Below are 18547 nucleotides of genomic sequence, written 5' to 3' on the forward strand. Positions count from 1 at the left end.
TCGACTAACCCAGTCATGTGAGGCACCCCATGGAAGTACTACGCAGCTCTTTCACTGCCGGCGGCGAGCGGGTCTACCTGCTCTTCCAGCCAACCACCAGGCGATTTCGCCTGGCCACACGTTGGTGCTACGTCGCGAGCTTTCTGCAGCTGCAGCACGCGACGGATGCCTTCGAGGCCTTGGAGCTTTCGGATCGGCCGGCGGCTCAGCTTGGACGGCTATTGGTCCGAGCGGTGCGAAAAACACCTCGATCGATACCGGGCTCACGTCGTCATGCGATGTGGAGGATCAATCGCATCCTCGACTTCATCGACGCCCATGCGTCTGGAACGGCCCGTTGAATCCCTTTCCACGGCGTGAACTCACGCCCCAAGCCTATCCCATGTCCCGTTTACTTGTTCCACTCCCCTATGCCGAGGTGGCTATGCCTTCGCGCCCAACCGCACCTGCACCTGCACCGATCACAGTCGTCGCTGCGGCCCTACTTCTACTGGTCAGCCTCTTCAGCGCGCTATCACGTGCGGACGAGACCGGTACGACCTTCAGCCAGAACTCCTTCATCTGCGACTCAAATTCCAACGGCTATTGGGGCGGATCGCTAGACACCGGTTGGAAGAACCACATCATCTCGGTCTATCGGCAGTATTCGACCAACCTCGGACGCTGCCCTGACCAGGGCGGATGGATCTATTGGCAGGACGATATACGCCAGCACGGTGATACCTACGCAAGCTTCAGCTCTCGGTGGCAGGAAGCCGCCGATGCAGACGTGCAGTCGAAGGGCGGCCCAGCAGCCTATCAATCGATGTTCGATCGCGACTGTCTCGACTCTGCACGGCGCCAGTACGGCAGCTATGTCGTCGAAGCCAATTATGTTCGCTACACGGGCAACATGTGTCAGATCACACGAGTCATACCGAACTCTCCACCGTCGGCTCTAAATTCCACCGCTACCGTCAACGAGGACACCATCGGCCGATTCAATCTTCAGGCGACGGACACCGACGGTAGCATCAGCAGCTACACCATCCTCCAACAGCCGAACGTCGGCACCATCACCCAAAGCTTTTCCTCCATCACCTACTGGCCACCAGCCGATTGGTCTGGCACGACAACCCTGACCTTCCAGGTCACTGATAACCGGGGAGCCACGTCAAGCCCTGGCACAGTGACCATCGTCGTTATGCCGGTGAATGATCCGCCCGTCGTCCAGCCGGTGTCCCTGAGCACGGACGAGGACACGCCGGTGGAGACGACGCTGTCCGGTACCGACATCGACTCGGCGCCGCCCTCCTACTTCGAGCTGGTCTCTCCGCCACTCAAGACCGTGGGCGTTGCAACCATCCAGGGCGCCAACCTGCGTTTCGAGCCGGCCAAGGACTGGAATGGCACAGCCAGCTTCACCTACCGGGCACGCGACCCCGAGGGCGCCTATTCGGCTGCTGCAAGGGTGACGGTGCTGGTGCGGCCGATCAACGACGCCCCGACCGCAACGACACCGCTGCAGATCAAGACGGTGGAGTCCAGGCCTGCGACGGTCCGCGCCCGGGTGACGACGCCTTGATGGTGGGGGAGCGAAAGATTCTTTCCCTGGCCCGCATCTTCTGAGGACCTACCTGCCTGAGGCAGCCAGTGGCTAGGTCGCCGGCCCGCTAGTGCAGGCTCACGAGCTTGCGTTTTCGAAGATGCCTGGAGGATGGGCTCAGTGAGGCGGCTGGCGCCTCGACGCACTGAGGCCCCTCCCCATGACCGCATTTCCACGCAAGCAGCTACCTGTCGACTTCAAGACTCAGTACAGCCTGAGCTTCACCGCTCAGGAAGACGAGATCGTTGTCGACTTCTTCTGTGGTGGCGGCGGCGCCGGTACCGGGCTCGAGATGGGCCTGGGCCGCCCGGTCGCCGTGGCCAAGAACCACTCTGCTAAAGCCATCAGCATGCACACCGCCAACCACCCGGCGGCGCGGCATTTCACCACCGATGTCTTCGACGGCGACCCGGACACCGAGTGCGGCGGCCGCCGGGTGGGCTGGTTTCACATGTCGCCCGACTGCACCCACCACAGCCAGGCGGCCGGCGGTCAGCCGCGGCAGCACGAAATCCGCAACCTCTCCTGGATTGGGCTGAAATGGGCGGGCAAGAAGCGTGCACGGGTTATCAGCCTCGAGAACGTGAAGCAGATCCTGCAGTGGGGCCCGCTGATCGCCAAGCGTGACCCTGCAACCGGCCGGGTCGTGACCCTGGACCGTATCCCTCACCCGACGAAGCCCAAGAAGTTCGTGAACCGGGTAGCTGACGTCGGTGAGCAGGTGCCGGTCCGCAACCAGTTCCTCGTGCCTGACCCCAAGCGCAAGGGGCAAACCTGGCGCCGGTTCGTGCAGCTGCTGCAGGGCATGGGTTACGAAGTCGAATGGGAGGTCGGCAGGGCCTCCAGCTATGGCGCGCCGACTAGCCGCGAGCGCTTGTTTATGATCGCTCGCTGCGACGGTCAGCCGATCGTCTGGCCAGCACAGACCCACGCCAAGAAGCCGGGCAAGGGACAGAAGCCGCTGCGCGTCGCCGCTGAGTGTATCGACTGGTCAGTCCCGTGCCCGTCGATCTTCAAGCGCAAAAAGCCGTTGGCCGCGGCCACGCTTCGCCGCGTCGCCAAGGGCCTGCGCAAATTCGTCCTGGAGTCGGCTGATCCCTTCATCGTGCCGATCGCCAACTGGTCCCGAGAGGCGGCCGTCTCGGTGGGTGAGCCGCTGCACACCATCACGGCTTGGCCTCGAGGCGGATCCTTCGCGGTGGCAAGCCCGATCATCGCGCCGGCTACCCACCAGGGCGCTGATCGGGTGCACGACCCGCGTGAGCCACTGCCGACCGTGACGTGCGCCAACCGCGGCGAGCAGATGCTGGTCAGCCCCACGCTGATCGGCCTGGGAGGTCCGGCCTATGCAGGGAAGCCTGCCGACGCCGGCGCCCCGCTGGGGAGCATCCTGACCGAGAACCACCGCGCGGTGGTGGCGCCCACGCTCGTATCGGTGGGCTACGGCGAGCGCCAGGGGCAAGAACCGCGCGTACCGGGCCTGGACAAGCCGCTGGGCACGGTGATGGCCGGTGGGATCAAGCACGCGGTCGCGGCTGCGCACTTGGTGAAATTCCGCTTCGACTCCGCCGGCGCCGCTGCCGATGAGCCGATGCCCACCATCACCAGTGGCGGTGACTGCCAGCGCCCCGCCGGCGCGGCGCATGCGATGGGCGTCTGCACGGCCTTCCTGGAACAGGCGAACGGCGGTTTCAACACCACGCCTGCACACAGCGTCGAACGGCCGATGACCACCATTACCAATACGGGCAGCCAACAGCGTCTGGCGGTAGCCACCCTCGCTCATCTGCGCGGCAATTGCGATGCCCGCTCAGTCGCGGAACCGCTGCACACCATCAGTGCCTCCGGCCAGCACCACGGCGCGGTCACCGCCTTCCTGTCCCGGCAGTTCGGAGGCTCCGTTGGCCAACGCATCGACGAGCCGGCGCCGACCATCACCGCCGGCGGCGGCGGCAAGACCTCGGTAGTCGAGCTGCAGCTCTCGCCCGAAGTCGAAGCCGGTGCCCTGCGCGTCGCCGCCTTCCTGATGAGCTACTACGGTGCGGACAACACGAGCCGGCCGGATGAACCCTCCCCTACTGTCACCACGAAGGACCGCCTGGCGCTCGTCACGGTAACGATCCAAGGCACCCCCTACGTCGTGGTCGACATTGGCCTGCGCATGCTGCAGCCGCGCGAGTTGTACCGCGCCCAGGGCTTCCCGGACTCCTACCAAATCGAATTTGGCCACGACGGCAAGCCGTTCACCAAATCCGAGCAGGTCCACATGTGCGGCAACAGCGTCTCCCCGCCGCACATGGCGGCGATTGCCCGGGCCAACGACCCCTGGCGCGCCGCAGTGGCCACTCCGCGGCGAACAGCTGTGGCGTAGCGTCAAGTCACCGATTCGGCCGGTGGCGGCGCCGCCTGGCCGATCGGTGCAACACCCTTTGCTCAGGAGAAGAACGACGTGAACGACTCATTTCAAGGCGCAACGGTGGAGGCGGCGCAGCGCCGTCACCGCTTAGTGATGAACACAGCCCAGAGCCCCCGGGCGGACCAGTCATGAGCGGCGCAACGATCTACGTGTCGGCCGAGGACCTGGATGCCTTGCAGGAAGCCGACGGTATTCTGTACGCGCTTTTCGAAGCCGCCGACGCTGAGGCGACCAGTCTAAAACTCGCGCGCGATGGCCTTCGCCGCGTGATCGGAAAAACGCAGAAGGCCGCACGTGCCGCCGGCGGCCGTCGTCTCGTTCAGACCGCACTACGCTACGCGGAAACCCTTGAAGGAGAAAATCGTGCCCCAGATGGACTATGAACCGTTTGCAGGAATCATCCAGCGGGCGCTCCAAGCACGCGGTACCGCGGAGGGGGATCTCGCCCGGGATCCGAGATATCTCGCGCCCGGCTATGTCGTCCGAATGTGCGCAGCGCTGGCCCGGGCCGCCACCGAGCGAAGCGGGCGTGATGTGCCGCTGGACGACGTCATCCGCCTGGAGCGCACCTGTACCGGTGCTGACTACCACCACAAGCTGGCACTACGCTGCGCCCAGCTCGCCGGTTGAGGGTCGGCTGCGGTCCACGATCCCGCGGCGTGTAGAACTGCGCGCGCGGAGGAGCGCCCCTCGCTATTGAGGCCCCGCCGCAGGCGGGTATTGGCGCTAGCGCGTCGACGGAGATGGGTTACGTTGGCCACTACCTGGTCCTTCGCCTCACGGGAGTAGCGAATGAGCGCAAGCTGGATCCTCACCCAGTCTGGAAAGCAATTTGACCTGCTGGCGCCTGAAGCCGACATGGTAGTGATGGATGACATCGCCCATGCACTGGCGAACATCTGCCGATTCGCGGGTTACACCCAGACCCACTACAGCGTTGGCCAGCACAGCGTATTGGCCAGCCATCTGGTACCGCCGGCGGACGCGCTTCACGCGCTGCTGCATGATGCCGCCGAGGCCTACGTCGGCGACATGGTGAGTCCACTCAAGGACCTGCTGCCAGGCTTCAAGGCAATCGAGGCGCGGATCTGGATGGCCATCGCAGCGCGCTTCGAGATCGCTGCGCAGATGCCGGCCAGCATCAAGGAGGCAGACCTGGTGCTGATGGCAACCGAGCGCCGCGACCTGCTACCCCCAGGCCCCCCGTGGCCGTCACTCGAGGGGATCCAGCCGCTTCCCAACCAGATAGTGCCCTGGGCGCCGGCCTTCACGCGGCTGGCATTCAAAAGACGCTTCAGGCAGCTGGTGCGGTCCAGTGGCAATTTCGCGCGGTTGCGCCAGGCGGCCGAGGCCTAGGCCACCTATGCACGGTGGCACGCTATAGGCGGTTTCGCCGTGTAAGAATCTTACAAAGGCGTAGCGGCAGCAGAGATCCGGCCAGGCGGTATCCAGGGAGCGAAAGAATCTTTCGCCGGCTCTCTGGCCTAGTCCTCACCACCAGCAAGGGGATAGGGATCGATCCCTTGGCCAGCGGTACCGAGCGGACAGGCCACGACGTCCTCGAGGCGTGGCGCCCGGTCTCCCAGGGACTCGTTCAGCCGCTTGAACCAATCACCCCGGTCCAGCAGCGGGACCTGGAACGACTCCTCGCGCTCGAGCAGCAGCCCGTTGCTCCCTACTCGCTGGTTGACGATCTTGTCGCGGGGCACTAGGCACGTCGCCTCCAGCCGCGGCTGGACAAAGGTCGGGATCGAATCCTGGTGCTCAATCGGCCGCCGCGGCCAGGTCGCCATCTTGTCTGAGACGACCTGGTAGGCGTCCGGCTCGCTCAGCAGCTCATAGTGCACGCGATGCACGATCAGCTGCTCCGCCGCTACCGCCCAGCGATACACCACGGTGAATGGCTGGGCTGGCCGGAGCGTATCGATCAGCAGACCTACCCGCGCCAGGCGGCCACGCTTGCTGCAGCCGATCGCCATGCGCTTGTTCGGCATCGGCCGGCGCGTGGCCAGGTCCACTCGATCACGCAGGAGCAGGCCGATGGAGTCGATCCGCAGGTCGATCAGTTGGACGTGCGGCCCCGAAACCGGACAGGTCAGGAACCGTGGTACCAGGTGAATGAGCATTGGGCGGCTGCCTCGTGCGTCGGGGCGCTAGCCGGCCGGCAGTTGGGAGCTCGTTCGCTTGAACAGCGGATCGGCGCCCTCGAAGACCTCATCCGGCGCTTCCGGCCACTCGCGGCGGATGGCCTCGAAGTCGCCTTCGTTCCAGCACCGCAGGAAGGTCATGCCCTCGTCGGTCTCCAGCGCGAAGGCGATCGCGGCCGTGGATGCGTCAGGTGCCTGGTCGACCTTTTTCAACGCATCGTCAACCGCGGCGGCGTAGCCTTCACGGTAAGCGTCATCTGGATGGGCCTTGGTGGGGCCAGCCGTGGGGATCAGTGCACCGATCATGTTGTACAGGTCGAGCATGGGGCCGTCCTCGATAGAAGTGGTCCGTCCCAGATCAGCGCGCTTTCCCACTTGGCAGCAAAGGCGTCGACCCGGGCGGTCGGCCTAGTGTGCAGCTGCCGCCCTCAGCGCAAGCGGCGATTCACGCCCTTCTTGGTAGGGGATTCGGGCATTGCCCGAGATGCTGCATCAAGCTCGGCTTGGAGCTCACCAGGCGTGCCGGTGAGTTCTGCCAAGAGCTGCCGGGCCAACGCGTGCGCATCGTGATCCGCCGCCGGCGCCGACCGAGCGCGCGCTGGCCCATCGATTGTCGGGCCCAATGCCCGTGCACGAGGTTGAGTCATGTTCACCCTCCGAAACGTGGGCCGCTGACTGTCATTCCGGTAGCACGCGACGTCAAGAGGACATCTAGCCAGCCGCCAGCACCGGGCGCCTTCGACAGGCGCCGGGGGCGTATCAGGCCGGCGGCGTGTGCCGGCGCGAACGTTCCGCAGCCAGGAAGCCCTTCACCAGAACCGAGCCCCAGGTGTAGAGGGTCTGTCCAAACACCCCGTAGTAGAAGGCGAGTAGCCAGGGGCCCGGTGTAGGCGCGTCGAGCATACGTGCCAACCCGAAGGGGGCGCCGGCCAGGGATGCAATCAGCGCGAGGAAAAGAAGGTAGTCGCCCATCTGGCTGCCATGGCTCACCGGCGGAGCCACTGGCTCCGGGGCTTTAAAGGGAGTGGTGTCCCAGGTCTCGACCAGGCCCAGCGCGCTGCGGACGGCCGCCGGCGCCAGAGATACTTTCGGATCGACGTCCAACCGAAGCATCTGGATGCCGCGCATCTCGTCCCAACTCAATCCGTACCCTTCTGCAGCAAGCTGCTCCAGGGCGCTGATCAGCGCAGTATGGGTCGCCTTGCCATGCCACAGCCCGTCGCGGTGGTCGATCCAGATGCTCCTGGCACCTTGCGCCTGGGCGCAAGCCAGGCGGGCCTTGATGGCCTTGAGATAAATGGCCGGATCGACTGGCAGGGTGCGACCGCCCCTGTGCTCGAGCGCGTATTTCATGCCTGGAATCCCGACTGGAAGAAGGGATCAGTATCATCGCGCTACTACTCTCTGGGCTGGTGATTCACGCCCGTCCTGGGCGGGAACCGGGCCGGTACACGCCCTTTAGAGGGGCAAACTCGCGACTTTTTCGGCGTTGCTCTCGCGACACTGGCGGTCTGATACCCGCCACGAGGTTCCAATGTCCGAACACGACACCACGCTGCTTCCCGAACTCATCCGCGACCTCATCAAAGAGCGGCGCGCTTCCCGCCGGCTGAAGCTGCTCAAGTATTCCTTCTGGGGTACCGGCCTGCTGCTGATTGCAGGCGCGGTACTGGTCGAGCACCTGCAACTCGACGAGGTGGATGAAGCCAAGCAGATCACGGCCGTCATCCAGGTGCGGGGCGAGATCGCCGACGGCGCCGAGGCAAACGCCGCCGCGCTGAAGAAGGCCATCGGACGCGCGTTCGATGACGAGCGCGCCAAAGCCGTGGTTCTCAAGATCAACTCGCCCGGCGGCAGCCCGGTACAGGCCGGCCAGGTGTTCGACGAGATCAAGCGCCAGCGCGGCCTGCATCCGAAGGTGCCGGTCTACGCCGTCATCGAGGACCTGGGCGCCTCAGGTGCCTACTACATCGCCGCGGCCGCCGACGAGATCGTGGCCGATAAAGCCTCGCTGGTCGGCTCCATCGGCGTGACGGCGGCGTCGTTCGGCTTCGTCGACCTGATGAACCGCGTCGGGGTGGAACGCCGGGCCTACACCTCCGGCGCGCACAAGGCGTTCCTGGATCCGTTCCAGCCGAAAAACCCCGAAGAGACCGTCTTCTGGAATGACGTGCTCAAGCAGACACACCAGCAGTTCATCCAGTCGGTGAAGACCGGCCGCGGCGATCGCCTGAAGGATGCCGATCATCCGGAGCTGTTCTCCGGCCTGATCTGGACCGGCGAGCAGGCCAAGCAGCTGGGCCTGATCGATAAGCTGGGGGATGTCGACTATGTCGCCCGGGACCTGGTGGGCGCCACCAGCCAGGTCGACTTCACCGTCAAGGACAATGCCTTCGATCGCTTCGCGAAGCGCCTGGGCGCCTCCGCCGCGCAGCAGCTGTCGATGGCGCTCGGCTTCAGTGGCGTATCGCTCCGATGAGTCACATGGTGAAGATGTCCCCAATGCTGCTTCAGGCCTCTATCGCACCAGCGCTAGCCCCGGCAAATGAAGTACGTCTGGTTCAGGTATTCGATCCGATGGGCACTCAATACCCCAGCACCTCTTGGCAGCGTGCTGAAGAGCTGGTGCTCAGCAATCGAGCCGAATGGATGCCAGGTCGGGGCAAAGGCGAGCTTTCCGCACTCCAACTGACCTACGTACCGTTCATGATCGTTGCGCAGGTCGATCCTACCCAGGACCAGATGGGAGAAACGAAGTCGGCGAGGGCCCGTCGACATAACGTAGCCACACTGCGTAAACGCGATGGGGATCTGTGCTTCTACTGCCTGAATGAGATGACGCGCGAGGAAATGACGCGCGAGCATTTGCTCGCTTCACATACGGGCGGATCTGACCGCAATGAAAATCTTGTGCTCGCCCACGCGCGGTGCAACAAGGCGGTCGGGCATCTCAGCATTGCGGAGAAAGTCCGCGTACGAGAACGCAACCTCGCCCGCATTCTGCTCACTGCCGGCCCTGACTTTACCCATCGCCTTCTGCAGCAGCTGAAGATCATGCCGGTGGAGAACTGACGGGTACCCGGACGCGACAATCGAAGACGGCGTGATCGTCGACGGCGTGGAGAATCTGAATGGGCAATTCGAAATGCTTGCCCTGGCTAATGACCTAATCGTCCCTCCCATACAGATGCGCTACACCGCATTACAAGGCATGGCATGAGATCAGCAGCCCCAGGTAAATATCCCCTGGAAGGGGGCCTCTTAGGCGGCCAAGTTTCAAAGCGTGGCCGAATAACCCAAACAGGTAGCAAGCATAATGACGCTCGATGAAGCGATGGATGAGGAAAGAATGGTGACCCGTGAAGACGCGGAACGTGAATGCCGGAAGCACACGCTCGATCCGTCTGAAATGTTCGCAGAGCTGGGCGACCACCCCGAGTACAAAGCCTGCGATGTGCTTATCTGGCTCGGTTACTGAATCCAGGCAAAACGACTCATGGGCCGTGAACCTGCTGCATCGGCTCGTGAGCTTGATGCTAAAGGCGAGCCCGAGGACCTTGCCGCGCTACGTGTCGGTTAGTGGGCGGCGCTCCCTGGCTGCTCGCGTACTCGCGGCCGGCGACGGGAGATGGTGCAGACGATCGTGGGCCACCAGCACCTCAACCACTCAAAGCCTTATTTGACGGTAGATCTGGCGACGATTCGCCGGGCATTCGAGTTGGCTGTTCGAAGTCACTCACCTTGCAGCTTGTAGCGAATTTATGTAGATTTATCTAAATCCGATAAACCTCCAAAGGTTTGTATAGCTATGGACCCTATCAGTAATCCTTATTCTCCGGGGGCCGGCACGCCGCCACCCGAGTTGGCTGGCCGAGGTGAACTTCGTGAGCGCGTGAGGATTGGCATTGCAAGATTGCGCCGAGGAAACCCGGCCAAAAGCGTTTTGATGGTCGGGTTGCGCGGCGTGGGCAAGACCGTGTTGCTCGACCAAATGCGTACAGATGCCGAGGCCGCAGGGGTTCATACGATCCGTATCGAGGCACCTGAAGGTCGCTCCCTGCCAGCGCTGCTGGCCCCCCAATTGCGCCTCGCATTACTTCGGTTAAGCCGGGTTGAGGCAGCGAAAGACATGGCTCAGCGTGGCCTGCGCGCCTTGGCAGGCTTCGCCAAGGCCTTGAAGGTGACCTACAACGACATTGAGGTAGGGCTGGACTTCGACCCTGAGCCAGGCCTTGCCGACAACGGTGATCTCGAAAGCGATTTGGCTGCCTTGCTTGAGCAAGCAGGCTCAGCCGCTCGGCAAGGCGATACCGCGCTGGTCATCTTTATCGACGAACTTCAGTACGTGGGTGAAGGTGAGCTTGCCGCATTAATCTCTGCTCTCCATCGGTGCGCTCAGAGCCGGCTGCCAGTGACTGTGGTAGGTGCTGGCCTGCCTCAACTGCGCGGGCGAGCTGGTAACGCAAAGTCCTATGCAGAGCGGCTTTTCGACTACCCGGAAATTGGCCCGCTGAGCCAGGCTGAAGCGGCAATAGCTATCGTAAAGCCGGCTGATGACGAGGGTGTCAAGTTCGAAGCCGAGGCTGTGGGGCTTGTTGTGGATCAGACCAGGGGCTATCCCTATTTCCTTCAGGAGTGGGGTAAGCATGCGTGGGATGTGGCAGAGCAGAGCCCCATCACGAAGATGGACGTAGAGCGCGCCACTGGCGAGGCCGTAGCCGCTCTTGATGAGAGCTTCTTCCGGGTTCGTTTTGATCGGCTCACACCAGCTGAGAAAAAGTACCTCCGCGCCATGGCTGAGCTTGGTGCAGGGCCGCATAGGTCAGGGGATATTGCAGAAAAGCTCGGGCGACGTGTGACAGCCCTTGGGCCGACCCGCAATAGCCTGATTGCCAAAGGCATGATCTGGAGCCCTAACCATGGTGATACTGCGTTCACCGTGCCGCTCTTTGACGAGTTCATGAAGCGGATTATGCCGGGGGATGAGTGGGATGCCACGTGACACGAACCGCCTGGGCGGGCGTCCAGCAAGAGGCTGGCTGAAGGGCTAGGCACTGGGCCCTTTGGGTGAATCCGGCGAGCGATGGAATAGGAGCGCGAAAGGGCCAAAGAGGCAGAAGGCTGAAAGCAACATCCAGAAGGTGATGAACGACGCCTCGCCTCGTTCATAGCGCGGCGCTTCACTGCCAAGCGCGCCCTGGCCCCGCCACAGCAACAAGGCGCCCAACGCCAGGCCTATCGCCCACAGGGCCGGAGCGTAGTCCTGCCGGATATCTAGGTTGATGAGGAGCTTCCACAGCCACGAACCGGCGCTGCAGACGCTGGCTATCACGCAGAGCCACATCAGTGCATACATGACGTCGGCGCCGAAGGCAGGAACGATTTCCATGTTCCACTACCCCGCGAGCTTAGCCGTCAGCTCGTAGGAAACGAGCCAATCGCTAACCGCCTCACCGGCCTCGCCCACAATGCCGCTATCCAGCTGCTCACGCAGGCGGGCTGCAAGCTCGTCGACCGAGTCGCACCCCATGTCCTCGAGCTCGTCCGTCGTTACCTCAATGCGTACCTTCATCATTGGTCTCCTATAGGCCAGATGACCGTCATCCTCGCATAGCTCAGTACTGCCGCGGGCGAGGTTCACGCCGGCCAGGGGTGTGAACCTGCAGTTAGCTCGTCTCAGGCGCTAGCCGGCACGCTCGCAGGGCGCAGCCGTGTCGGATTGGAACGCGATGAGCGAGGCGCGCGCCTGGCGGCACGCCTCAAGGCACCCAGGAAAGGAACACGGAACATCGGCCAGCGCATCGGCAAGCGCCTGGCAAAAGTTTGCGAGCGCGAAGGGCTCGTCTATCCCCTCTCCCCCGCCGACCAGGTAGTTTGGCGCGACTTCGACGACCAGCCCGGGATTTGAATCTGCCTCGCGCTGCAGTGTGAAGCGGCCGCCCGAAAGCTCGCGGATCAGCCGCCCCAGCGGTATCCGCGCAAAGCTGCGAGCGTCATCGAAGATTCCGGCGAGCTCACGGATCCGGGCGAAGGGCGCGCGCCAGCGTCCCTCCTCATCTGCTCGCGCTCGCGCAGCCCTCTCCAGGTACCACCGTTCGTACTCCACCACCGGTAACCCTCGGTACAACACATCCTCGAGCTTCTTTTGCTCAGGACTATCGATCCAGCGGTCTCGGGTCTGCGACACGTAGGCAATCAGCAGGTTCGCGCACCCATGCTGCCGCAGGCGCTCAACCTGGTGTTCAAGTGAGGCGGCCGGAGCCCACATCCACGCCGGCGCAAAGCACTCGATCTGCGCCGCGAGCGCGGCGGTCACAGCGTGCACGTCAGCCAGTACCTCGAACCACAGCTCCCCCGTGGTGGCGCCAACCTGGTGATCGAGCGGGAGCCGAGACAGGCGGTGAGGCAGGGCCAGGGCCAGATCCACGAACCCGGGCAGCCGCCGAACGCCGAAGGTGTAGCGTTCCGCGGGGCGGTGGTGCCGCGCCCGTGATTCGGCCTGTAGCGCCCGCTGCAGGATGTCCGGCAGCCACGGCAGCGCTGCGGCCATCCGGCCGCGCTCGGCAAAGTGGCGAGCGCTGAACGTCCCGTTCTTGCCGTTCGGCACTACGAACCAACCACACTGGACAGCTTCGGCTATGAGCTGGACGGGCTGCTGCAGGTTAAAGGACACCGCGCCCAGTACATCGCGAACACCTCCCGACTGCAGGGAGGCGAGGTACCGCCGCGCCCAGGGATAGGCCTCCTTGCACAGGATCGCCTGGCGGTAGTGCTCGAGGGGGAAGGATGCCCGTTCCGGGCCGAGGGGTTCTATAGATCTCATCTTGGCTTCCTGCAGTTGATGCAGCCAGCGTACGGAGAATCGATAGAACGCAAGTTGTCAGCTTTCGACCCAAAGCTGACGGTTTCGGCAGGTTGTTTATGGCCAGAAGTGCCCTTCGCGCTTTCATTAACCTGGATCACGGTAAGTTAGCGTAAGCCAAGTGGTATTGTGGTCAGCCTTGAATCTCGCCGCTTCTATAGGAAATCTCAATATGAACGAGGCAGCCTAGTTGGCCGCAGCGAAGGACCTGGCTACCCGGTAACGCGCCCTGCTTCTGCAGTACGCCAGCACCCAGGTCGCCACTATGCAGGATGCCATAGACATGAAGATCGCCAGTGACGCTGAGGTCTAGGCATTCAGGTCCTGTAAGACCTACCGGGTACCGCTCAACCGCGTGGACAGCATCCGCGCCGTTCCAGCAGAAGGTGATTGGCTCATCAGCTCGGATCCGGCCGCAACGGATCGATACCTATCGGCGAATGGGTAGCCAGTCGTCGCGGTTATGGCCACGGACGGACAAGCGTCGCTGGTGACATGGTATTGCCCTGGAATATCTTCAGCGATCAACAAGCAGGGAAGCTAGCCATGCGGACCGTGGCCCACCACGTTAAGACCTTTCGACGGGAATTCCGACTCATACCTAGCTTCGTCTGGGGATCGCGAATCTTTATCCTCTTCGCCTCATCGATGTTGCTTGTCGTCCTGTCGATAGCGCTTTTCTTCTACCACCACGTCTATCTGCAACTTCCGACCTACGCCAATCTCTCCTATTGGACTCTCTTTTGGGAGATCCCGATGCTGCTGGGCCTCGCCCAGATCCTGATAGAGGTCGACCGGCGTCGCTTCGCCCGAAATCACCCGGGCAAGAGAATCTTGGGCATCCGGCAGGCCATGGCGGCAACGGATCGAGCGAAGCGGCGAATGATCTCCGAACAATTCGCTGGCCGAGAAGACTTTGCCCAGCTGGCCAAAGAGCTCATCGAACAATGGGAGTGGCGTCAGGCTCTTGAGCAACGCGCCGGTAGCCCCGCAACCCTTCGTACACGCCACTTTTTCAGCCTCCCGAGTGCAGGCAATTTCGCGACGTACTTGGGTGGGCTTCTCGCTGTGATAGCGGCAGTGGTCGTGGCCCTCATCGACAAGGAAACGTTCTATCCTGCGATTCCAACACTCTGGTCGGACTTCTCATTCGCCTACTCGGCATTGTTCCAGATAATCGTGGTACCGATAGCCACGTGCGTCCTACCTGTGGCGTGCATTCTCGATATGGTTACCGGACTAGGGCACAGAGCAGTCGAGCGCGCCAACGACGACTATCTCAGCGATGCCGGGTTTTACCGGTACATCAAGGAGCTGGTGCTACTGGAAGAGCAAAAGCAGCGCCGTGGCCTGATGACTACCACCGGGTGGGCATACTGGTCCATCCGCATTGGTACCGCGCCGCTTGGCGACGTACGCCGCTTGTGGCGAAACAAGCGCCGCTCGGTACGGCTGGCGAAACGTCGCCGGTCTAGCGGTTGATAGCCTACCCAGATGCGTTCTATGACCTCCATCGCAAGCGGCGTCGAGTGAATTTGTAGCTCACGGTCCCGGGTCTGCGACACCTAGGCAAGCAGTAGGTGCGCGCATACGAAGCTGGAGAGCACTGTTCCATACCTGGGGATTGAGGTTGATGACACATTAGAAATGGCGGAACAGACTGACGTTTGATCTTGTGTAGCGCCGGCTAAAGTTAGACCAGTCGCTAACTGGCCATTGGCTGCCATCCCCCGACCGCAGCTTTGGGTCGGATAGCGACGGCCCCGCAGCCGTCGCCAGGTCATGCGGCTAAACCTCTGTCTGTTCGGCCATCTCCAGAGCATCGTCCACCTCGATGCCAAGGTACCTGACAGTGCTCTCCAGCTTCGTATGGCCCAGTAAGAGTTGTACGGCCCTAAGGTTCTTTGTCCTGCGGTAGATCAGCGACGCCTTGGTTCGCCGCAGGGTATGGGTTCCGTACAAGGCTGGATCCAAACCAATCGCTGTCACCCAGGCTTTGACGATCCGTGCGTACTGTCGGGTGGAGATATGCTCGGAGTGGGCAAGCCTACTTGGGAACAGGAAATTCTCGCTTCGAAGCTTGGCATGGCGTATCCAAGCCTCCACCGCTGAGCGTGTTTGCTCTGTGATCTCAAACTGCACCGGACGATGAGTTTTTAACTGCATCACGATAGCTCTCGGTGAGACGTGCTCCCCGTGGGCTATGTCCCGCACGCGCAGTCTGGTGAGGTCACAGGCGCGCAGCTTGCTATCGATTGCCAGGTCAAAAAGAGCCAAGTCCCTGGTCTTCTCCGCAAGCTGGAGTCTGACGCGGATAGCCCAGATATCCCTAATCCTGAGCGGGGCTTTCTGACCAACGAGCTTTCCCTTGTTCCAAGGCTCGCGGCTAACGACTGTTATCGCTTTCATGGCTTGTTCTCCTCAGTGAGGGTGTACAAGCATGGGCCCGACCATGGGACGGAGCTATCCGTCCCATCAGCCGGCCACCGAGGTGGAAACGGCCAGAAACGGCCTTCAGTTTCGGATAACGACCCCGGTGACAGATGTGACCACTAGCAGGCTAGGCGATGACGCGTAGTACGCAATCAGATGACACGCGAAATCTAGAGGCTGGTTCGCTATCGCTTTTATTGCTGCAAAGCGGTGAGGCACATATCAGTGGACGCTTGGTCTCACTGCTCGCATGGACTGGCCCAATCTACCATAAAAGTAGATCTTCCTTTCACCGTCGTGAACCGCCCTTGCTTTACAAGTTTCTGCAGCTCTATTTCCGAGTCATCATCCATGACACACGGCTGACCGGAGCGCTAGCGCTTTAGGTTGGACGCCCGAGGGTTGTTCCATGTAATCAGGCGCTCGAGCAGATATGGTTCAGGGCAATCGTTTGCAAGCGCTGACTTGATCCCGGAGGGGAACTTGACATAGAGCAAGCACCATACCGTTGCCGGTGAGCCATATGACGGGGTTCCGCCGTTCAGATCAGAAAGATCCTTTTCAGTACCCCAAAAGCACAAAAGGCTCGCTTGTGCCGGCCGTTAAACAATGCAGAAAGTGGGACGATAACCAACTGTGGATCACGCATTGGAGAAAGCGTCATGGAAAGCTTCTTACCTATACCAGATAGCCCGTCGCGGCAATACCTGCTCTGCGTGCATCGCCACCTCAATGCCCGTCTCCATGAGCTTCACCGATTAAGGATGGATGACCCTAAGCTGGCTAAGATTCTCCGAGAATTCGAAGACCTCACTCAGCTCACCAAGGAATTGGTAGAGGAGGTAGCGATAAGACTAGCGACTGAGCACATCTCCCCTACATAGCAGGAAAGCTTCCCACTGAAAAAATTGCTTAACGCTTACGCTTGATCGAAGCGTACCTGGCGCAGGTAGCCTGGACGCATCGATCATATAAGGATGAAGCCATGCGTTATGAAGTTGAGCAGCTAAGGTTACATGCCTACGTCCAGGCGTTTTTCCCATCCGATTTCGAAGTGTCCCTTAGACGAAGCCTTCATGATCCGGATGATCGGGTCCTTATCGTTCGAAACCGCATTACCGGTAAGACAGCCTCTTATAAGGGGTCGGCATTATCGATCCTTGACATCTGCTCGATGGAATCCATTGCGGCCAGTATCCGCGGCGAACTTTGCCCGTAGGCCACTAAAACGCGTACATGGCTCACCGATTGCGCGCGACAGAGGATGGAGCGGAAAGGCGAAAGTAGAAGACTAGCAATGAAAAAGTCGGCGCTAGTGATGCCGCTACGAATTAGAAAGATAGAAGGCATGGGAAGGGCAGTGCCATCCATAGCGCGCTCGGACTAAACGCATCAAGCAGATCACTGCCAATGCCGCCATCCGCCCCATTTGCTCACAGGACTGGCGCCGGACCACCAAGGTTGCTTTGACTGCCCAGAAGACGCCAGCGCCTGCAGTGAAGGCGAACGTAATTGCGGCCGCCGCCAAGATTAGTCGCAATGGAGAGGTAGCCGCATTGCAGGAAGCTTACGGTGAAGTCAGGACAGATAGACCCAGCCAGTCTCAGACCGAGCAGCAGGAAGAAAGCTGGTTGGCTCTACGCCCGGAGCCCCGCTAGAAAGCGACGAGTATAGGTTGAGGCGATAAAGACCGCGTCCAGGGCTAGCAACACCGCTAGCTTCTCGTGGCTAACATATCGACTCCTACGAAATTGTAGATAGCCGCTCGCGAATATAATCGTCTTTATGGATTGTCTGTGCATCAAAGGAGATTGTGAGTGCGCGATTGTTGGAGGGCGAATAAAAGTGCGCGAAGATAGCGCCATCAGGAGCGGGTGGACTTACTAGCAACGTATAGTTAATGAGTTTGCGTGACAGTTTACTTGCTAATTGTTGCGAGTGGGCAAGCGTATAGTGAGGACTCATATGCATTACCTTGGTCTATTTTGAAGAAAATTTCTAGTGAGACACATTAATCAATATATCATAATCTTAAGTATGCTGCAGCTTCTCCAGCAGCCGATCAATAGTCGCGCGGCTAAACGAAGAATAGCACTTTTTAATATCAATCACATGCTGCCGCTGGGCGGACGCAAGACTCCTATTAAGCTTTTCAAGAATAGCAAATACATGAGGCTGCTTTAAACGCGGATGTTCAGGCAATTCCGAAGGTTCTGACCATGCTGTAACAATGGATATATTACTGCTTGCGCGGTGACTCTCATGCATGCTAGTTGTCTCTAAGCTTTTATGAGTCGCTCATCAAGCGATAATTGCGCTTTGGTAGCATGAGCCCACCACTCAACTCCGGAATGCGATTCTCTTCAATAGCAAGCCTAATTTTCAATTCTTCGACTAAATCAAGAACTCTCGCTGTAATGTACTCGAAGTGACGTAATTGCTGCTGAAAGTCAGGGCTTCTAACGTCCATAGCACGCAGGCGGTCAATTTTTTGTGACAAGAGGACATGAACGCCAAGTAAATAATCTCGATCAAGAGATGCAGGTATAGGAAGATAACGAGTCATCGACGAGCTCCCGAGCAGTACCTATTGCTGTAAAAGATATCGTGATAACGAGGAGCACGTTCTACCACTAGTCGCCGACAAGCAATGTCTCGATTGGTCATTTACATGTTGACAGGTGTAAATATTCTGCCCCCATGAGGCGCGGCGCGTTTTTAGGTCCTGATTGTGAAATTAGCGTGAAATACAGGTGAAATTTCCAGATTAAAAACTCTTCGAGCTAGCGCAGTTGCATCTACAGATCAGTTTGCCGCTCCCTGCAATCAGACAGGCGGGCGTATAGACCTCACTTGCATTTGCCGCGCTATTTCAGGTGGGCACAGCAGCTCTCCGCAGTGACTAAGTCGCCGGAGACGCCGCCGATCTTGGAAGTCAGCAGACGCCGGTGGTGGCCAGGGAATCAAAGTCATCGCAGATCCAAATGTCTGATCGACACAGGGAAGCACAGGTCCCGCAGCCAGCGGACGTGCTCAACTAAGGCAGGTCAAGAGAGACGGTGTTGGCGATCAATTGCGGGCCTGAACGGCAGCTATGGGTCGAT

General features: G+C 60.6%; 19 protein-coding genes and 1 pseudogene. 12 read left to right on the forward strand and 8 right to left on the reverse strand.

Annotation, left to right across the window (positions count from 1 at the left end; genetic code table 11):
* Positions 1 to 29 precede the first annotated feature (29 nt).
* The 6 genes from BMZ43_RS26255 (at position 30) to BMZ43_RS22380 (ending at position 5357) form a co-directional block, all read left to right on the forward strand.
* Positions 30 to 341, forward strand: coding sequence for a hypothetical protein (locus BMZ43_RS26255; protein WP_143075316.1), 312 nt, complete (start codon positions 30 to 32; stop codon positions 339 to 341).
* A gap of 41 nt (positions 342 to 382) precedes the next feature.
* On the forward strand, positions 383 to 1564 hold the full coding sequence (locus BMZ43_RS22360; protein WP_093256760.1) for a tandem-95 repeat protein: 1182 nt from the start codon (positions 383 to 385) through the stop codon (positions 1562 to 1564).
* 181 nt (positions 1565 to 1745) lie between these two features.
* The gene (locus tag BMZ43_RS22365; protein WP_093256766.1) at positions 1746 to 3956 is read left to right on the forward strand and encodes a DNA cytosine methyltransferase; all 2211 of its coding nucleotides are present in this window, start codon (positions 1746 to 1748) and stop codon (positions 3954 to 3956) included.
* A gap of 173 nt (positions 3957 to 4129) precedes the next feature.
* Positions 4130 to 4384 (forward strand): hypothetical protein, encoded by a 255-nt coding sequence (locus tag BMZ43_RS22370; protein ID WP_093256772.1) that lies wholly within the window; start codon positions 4130 to 4132, stop codon positions 4382 to 4384.
* Entirely contained in the window at positions 4374 to 4631 is a 258-nt protein-coding gene (locus BMZ43_RS22375; RefSeq protein WP_256563108.1) for a hypothetical protein, read from the forward strand. The genes BMZ43_RS22370 and BMZ43_RS22375 overlap by 11 nt, the downstream gene beginning before the upstream one ends.
* 162 nt (positions 4632 to 4793) lie before the next feature.
* The gene (locus tag BMZ43_RS22380) at positions 4794 to 5357 is read left to right on the forward strand and encodes a hypothetical protein (protein ID WP_007162819.1); all 564 of its coding nucleotides are present in this window, start codon (positions 4794 to 4796) and stop codon (positions 5355 to 5357) included.
* A 128-nt stretch (positions 5358 to 5485) separates the two neighbouring features.
* Here the strand turns inward: BMZ43_RS22380 and BMZ43_RS22385 are convergent, their stop codons facing one another.
* From BMZ43_RS22385 to BMZ43_RS22395, 3 genes are all read right to left on the reverse strand, one after another.
* A complete protein-coding gene (locus BMZ43_RS22385; RefSeq protein ID WP_093256781.1) occupies positions 5486 to 6127 on the reverse strand; it encodes a DUF6012 family protein in 642 nt (213 codons plus the stop codon).
* Between the two features lie 27 nt (positions 6128 to 6154).
* Entirely contained in the window at positions 6155 to 6472 is a 318-nt protein-coding gene (locus tag BMZ43_RS22390) for a hypothetical protein (RefSeq protein ID WP_077172064.1), read from the reverse strand.
* A 435-nt stretch (positions 6473 to 6907) separates the two neighbouring features.
* The gene (locus BMZ43_RS22395) at positions 6908 to 7501 is read right to left on the reverse strand and encodes a hypothetical protein (protein WP_017638713.1); all 594 of its coding nucleotides are present in this window, start codon (positions 7499 to 7501) and stop codon (positions 6908 to 6910) included.
* A gap of 181 nt (positions 7502 to 7682) precedes the next feature.
* On the opposite strand from BMZ43_RS22395, the gene sppA reads away from it, so the two are divergent.
* The 4 genes from sppA (at position 7683) to BMZ43_RS22415 (ending at position 11150) form a co-directional block, all read left to right on the forward strand.
* Positions 7683 to 8627, forward strand: a complete 945-nt coding sequence (sppA, locus tag BMZ43_RS22400) for a signal peptide peptidase SppA (protein WP_017638714.1) — start codon at positions 7683 to 7685, stop codon at positions 8625 to 8627.
* Positions 8628 to 8632: 5 nt separating this feature from the next.
* On the forward strand, positions 8633 to 9220 hold the full coding sequence (locus BMZ43_RS22405; RefSeq protein ID WP_074585173.1) for an HNH endonuclease: 588 nt from the start codon (positions 8633 to 8635) through the stop codon (positions 9218 to 9220).
* Positions 9221 to 9464: 244 nt separating this feature from the next.
* Positions 9465 to 9626, forward strand: a complete 162-nt coding sequence (locus BMZ43_RS26625; protein ID WP_017638716.1) for a hypothetical protein — start codon at positions 9465 to 9467, stop codon at positions 9624 to 9626.
* Positions 9627 to 9956: 330 nt separating this feature from the next.
* On the forward strand, positions 9957 to 11150 hold the full coding sequence (locus BMZ43_RS22415) for an ATP-binding protein (RefSeq protein WP_026083557.1): 1194 nt from the start codon (positions 9957 to 9959) through the stop codon (positions 11148 to 11150).
* Positions 11151 to 11195: 45 nt separating this feature from the next.
* Here the strand turns inward: BMZ43_RS22415 and BMZ43_RS22420 are convergent, their stop codons facing one another.
* The 3 genes from BMZ43_RS22420 to BMZ43_RS22425 all read right to left on the reverse strand — a co-directional run bounded on the left by BMZ43_RS22420 (position 11196) and on the right by BMZ43_RS22425 (position 12971).
* Positions 11196 to 11537 carry a hypothetical protein gene (locus tag BMZ43_RS22420; RefSeq protein WP_007162815.1) on the reverse strand — a complete coding sequence of 114 codons (342 nt, stop codon included), beginning with the start codon at positions 11535 to 11537 and terminating at the stop codon, positions 11196 to 11198.
* A gap of 6 nt (positions 11538 to 11543) precedes the next feature.
* Entirely contained in the window at positions 11544 to 11723 is a 180-nt protein-coding gene (locus tag BMZ43_RS26260) for a hypothetical protein (protein WP_039976421.1), read from the reverse strand.
* A gap of 108 nt (positions 11724 to 11831) precedes the next feature.
* Positions 11832 to 12971: a hypothetical protein gene (locus BMZ43_RS22425; protein WP_007162813.1), complete on the reverse strand. Its 1140-nt coding sequence runs from the start codon at positions 12969 to 12971 to the stop codon at positions 11832 to 11834.
* Between the two features lie 534 nt (positions 12972 to 13505).
* Here BMZ43_RS22425 and BMZ43_RS26630 point away from each other — a divergent pair.
* Together BMZ43_RS26630 and BMZ43_RS26265 are read left to right on the forward strand one after the other, a co-directional pair.
* Entirely contained in the window at positions 13506 to 14492 is a 987-nt protein-coding gene (locus tag BMZ43_RS26630; protein ID WP_177344779.1) for a hypothetical protein, read from the forward strand.
* Between the two features lie 105 nt (positions 14493 to 14597).
* A pseudogene (locus tag BMZ43_RS26265) lies at positions 14598 to 14681 on the forward strand (integrase); the annotation flags it as partial.
* 117 nt (positions 14682 to 14798) lie between these two features.
* Here the strand turns inward: BMZ43_RS26265 and BMZ43_RS22435 are convergent.
* Both BMZ43_RS22435 and BMZ43_RS26270 read right to left on the reverse strand, forming a co-directional pair.
* Positions 14799 to 15419: a tyrosine-type recombinase/integrase gene (locus tag BMZ43_RS22435; protein WP_093251033.1), complete on the reverse strand. Its 621-nt coding sequence runs from the start codon at positions 15417 to 15419 to the stop codon at positions 14799 to 14801.
* 2311 nt (positions 15420 to 17730) lie between these two features.
* Positions 17731 to 18009, reverse strand: a complete 279-nt coding sequence (locus BMZ43_RS26270) for a hypothetical protein (protein WP_143075235.1) — start codon at positions 18007 to 18009, stop codon at positions 17731 to 17733.
* Positions 18010 to 18547 lie beyond the last annotated feature (538 nt).

It is taken from the genome of Pseudomonas sp. Snoq117.2 (genome assembly GCF_900110545.1).
In the GTDB taxonomy this organism is placed as follows: Bacteria; Pseudomonadota; Gammaproteobacteria; order Pseudomonadales; family Pseudomonadaceae; genus Chryseomonas; species Chryseomonas benzopyrenica.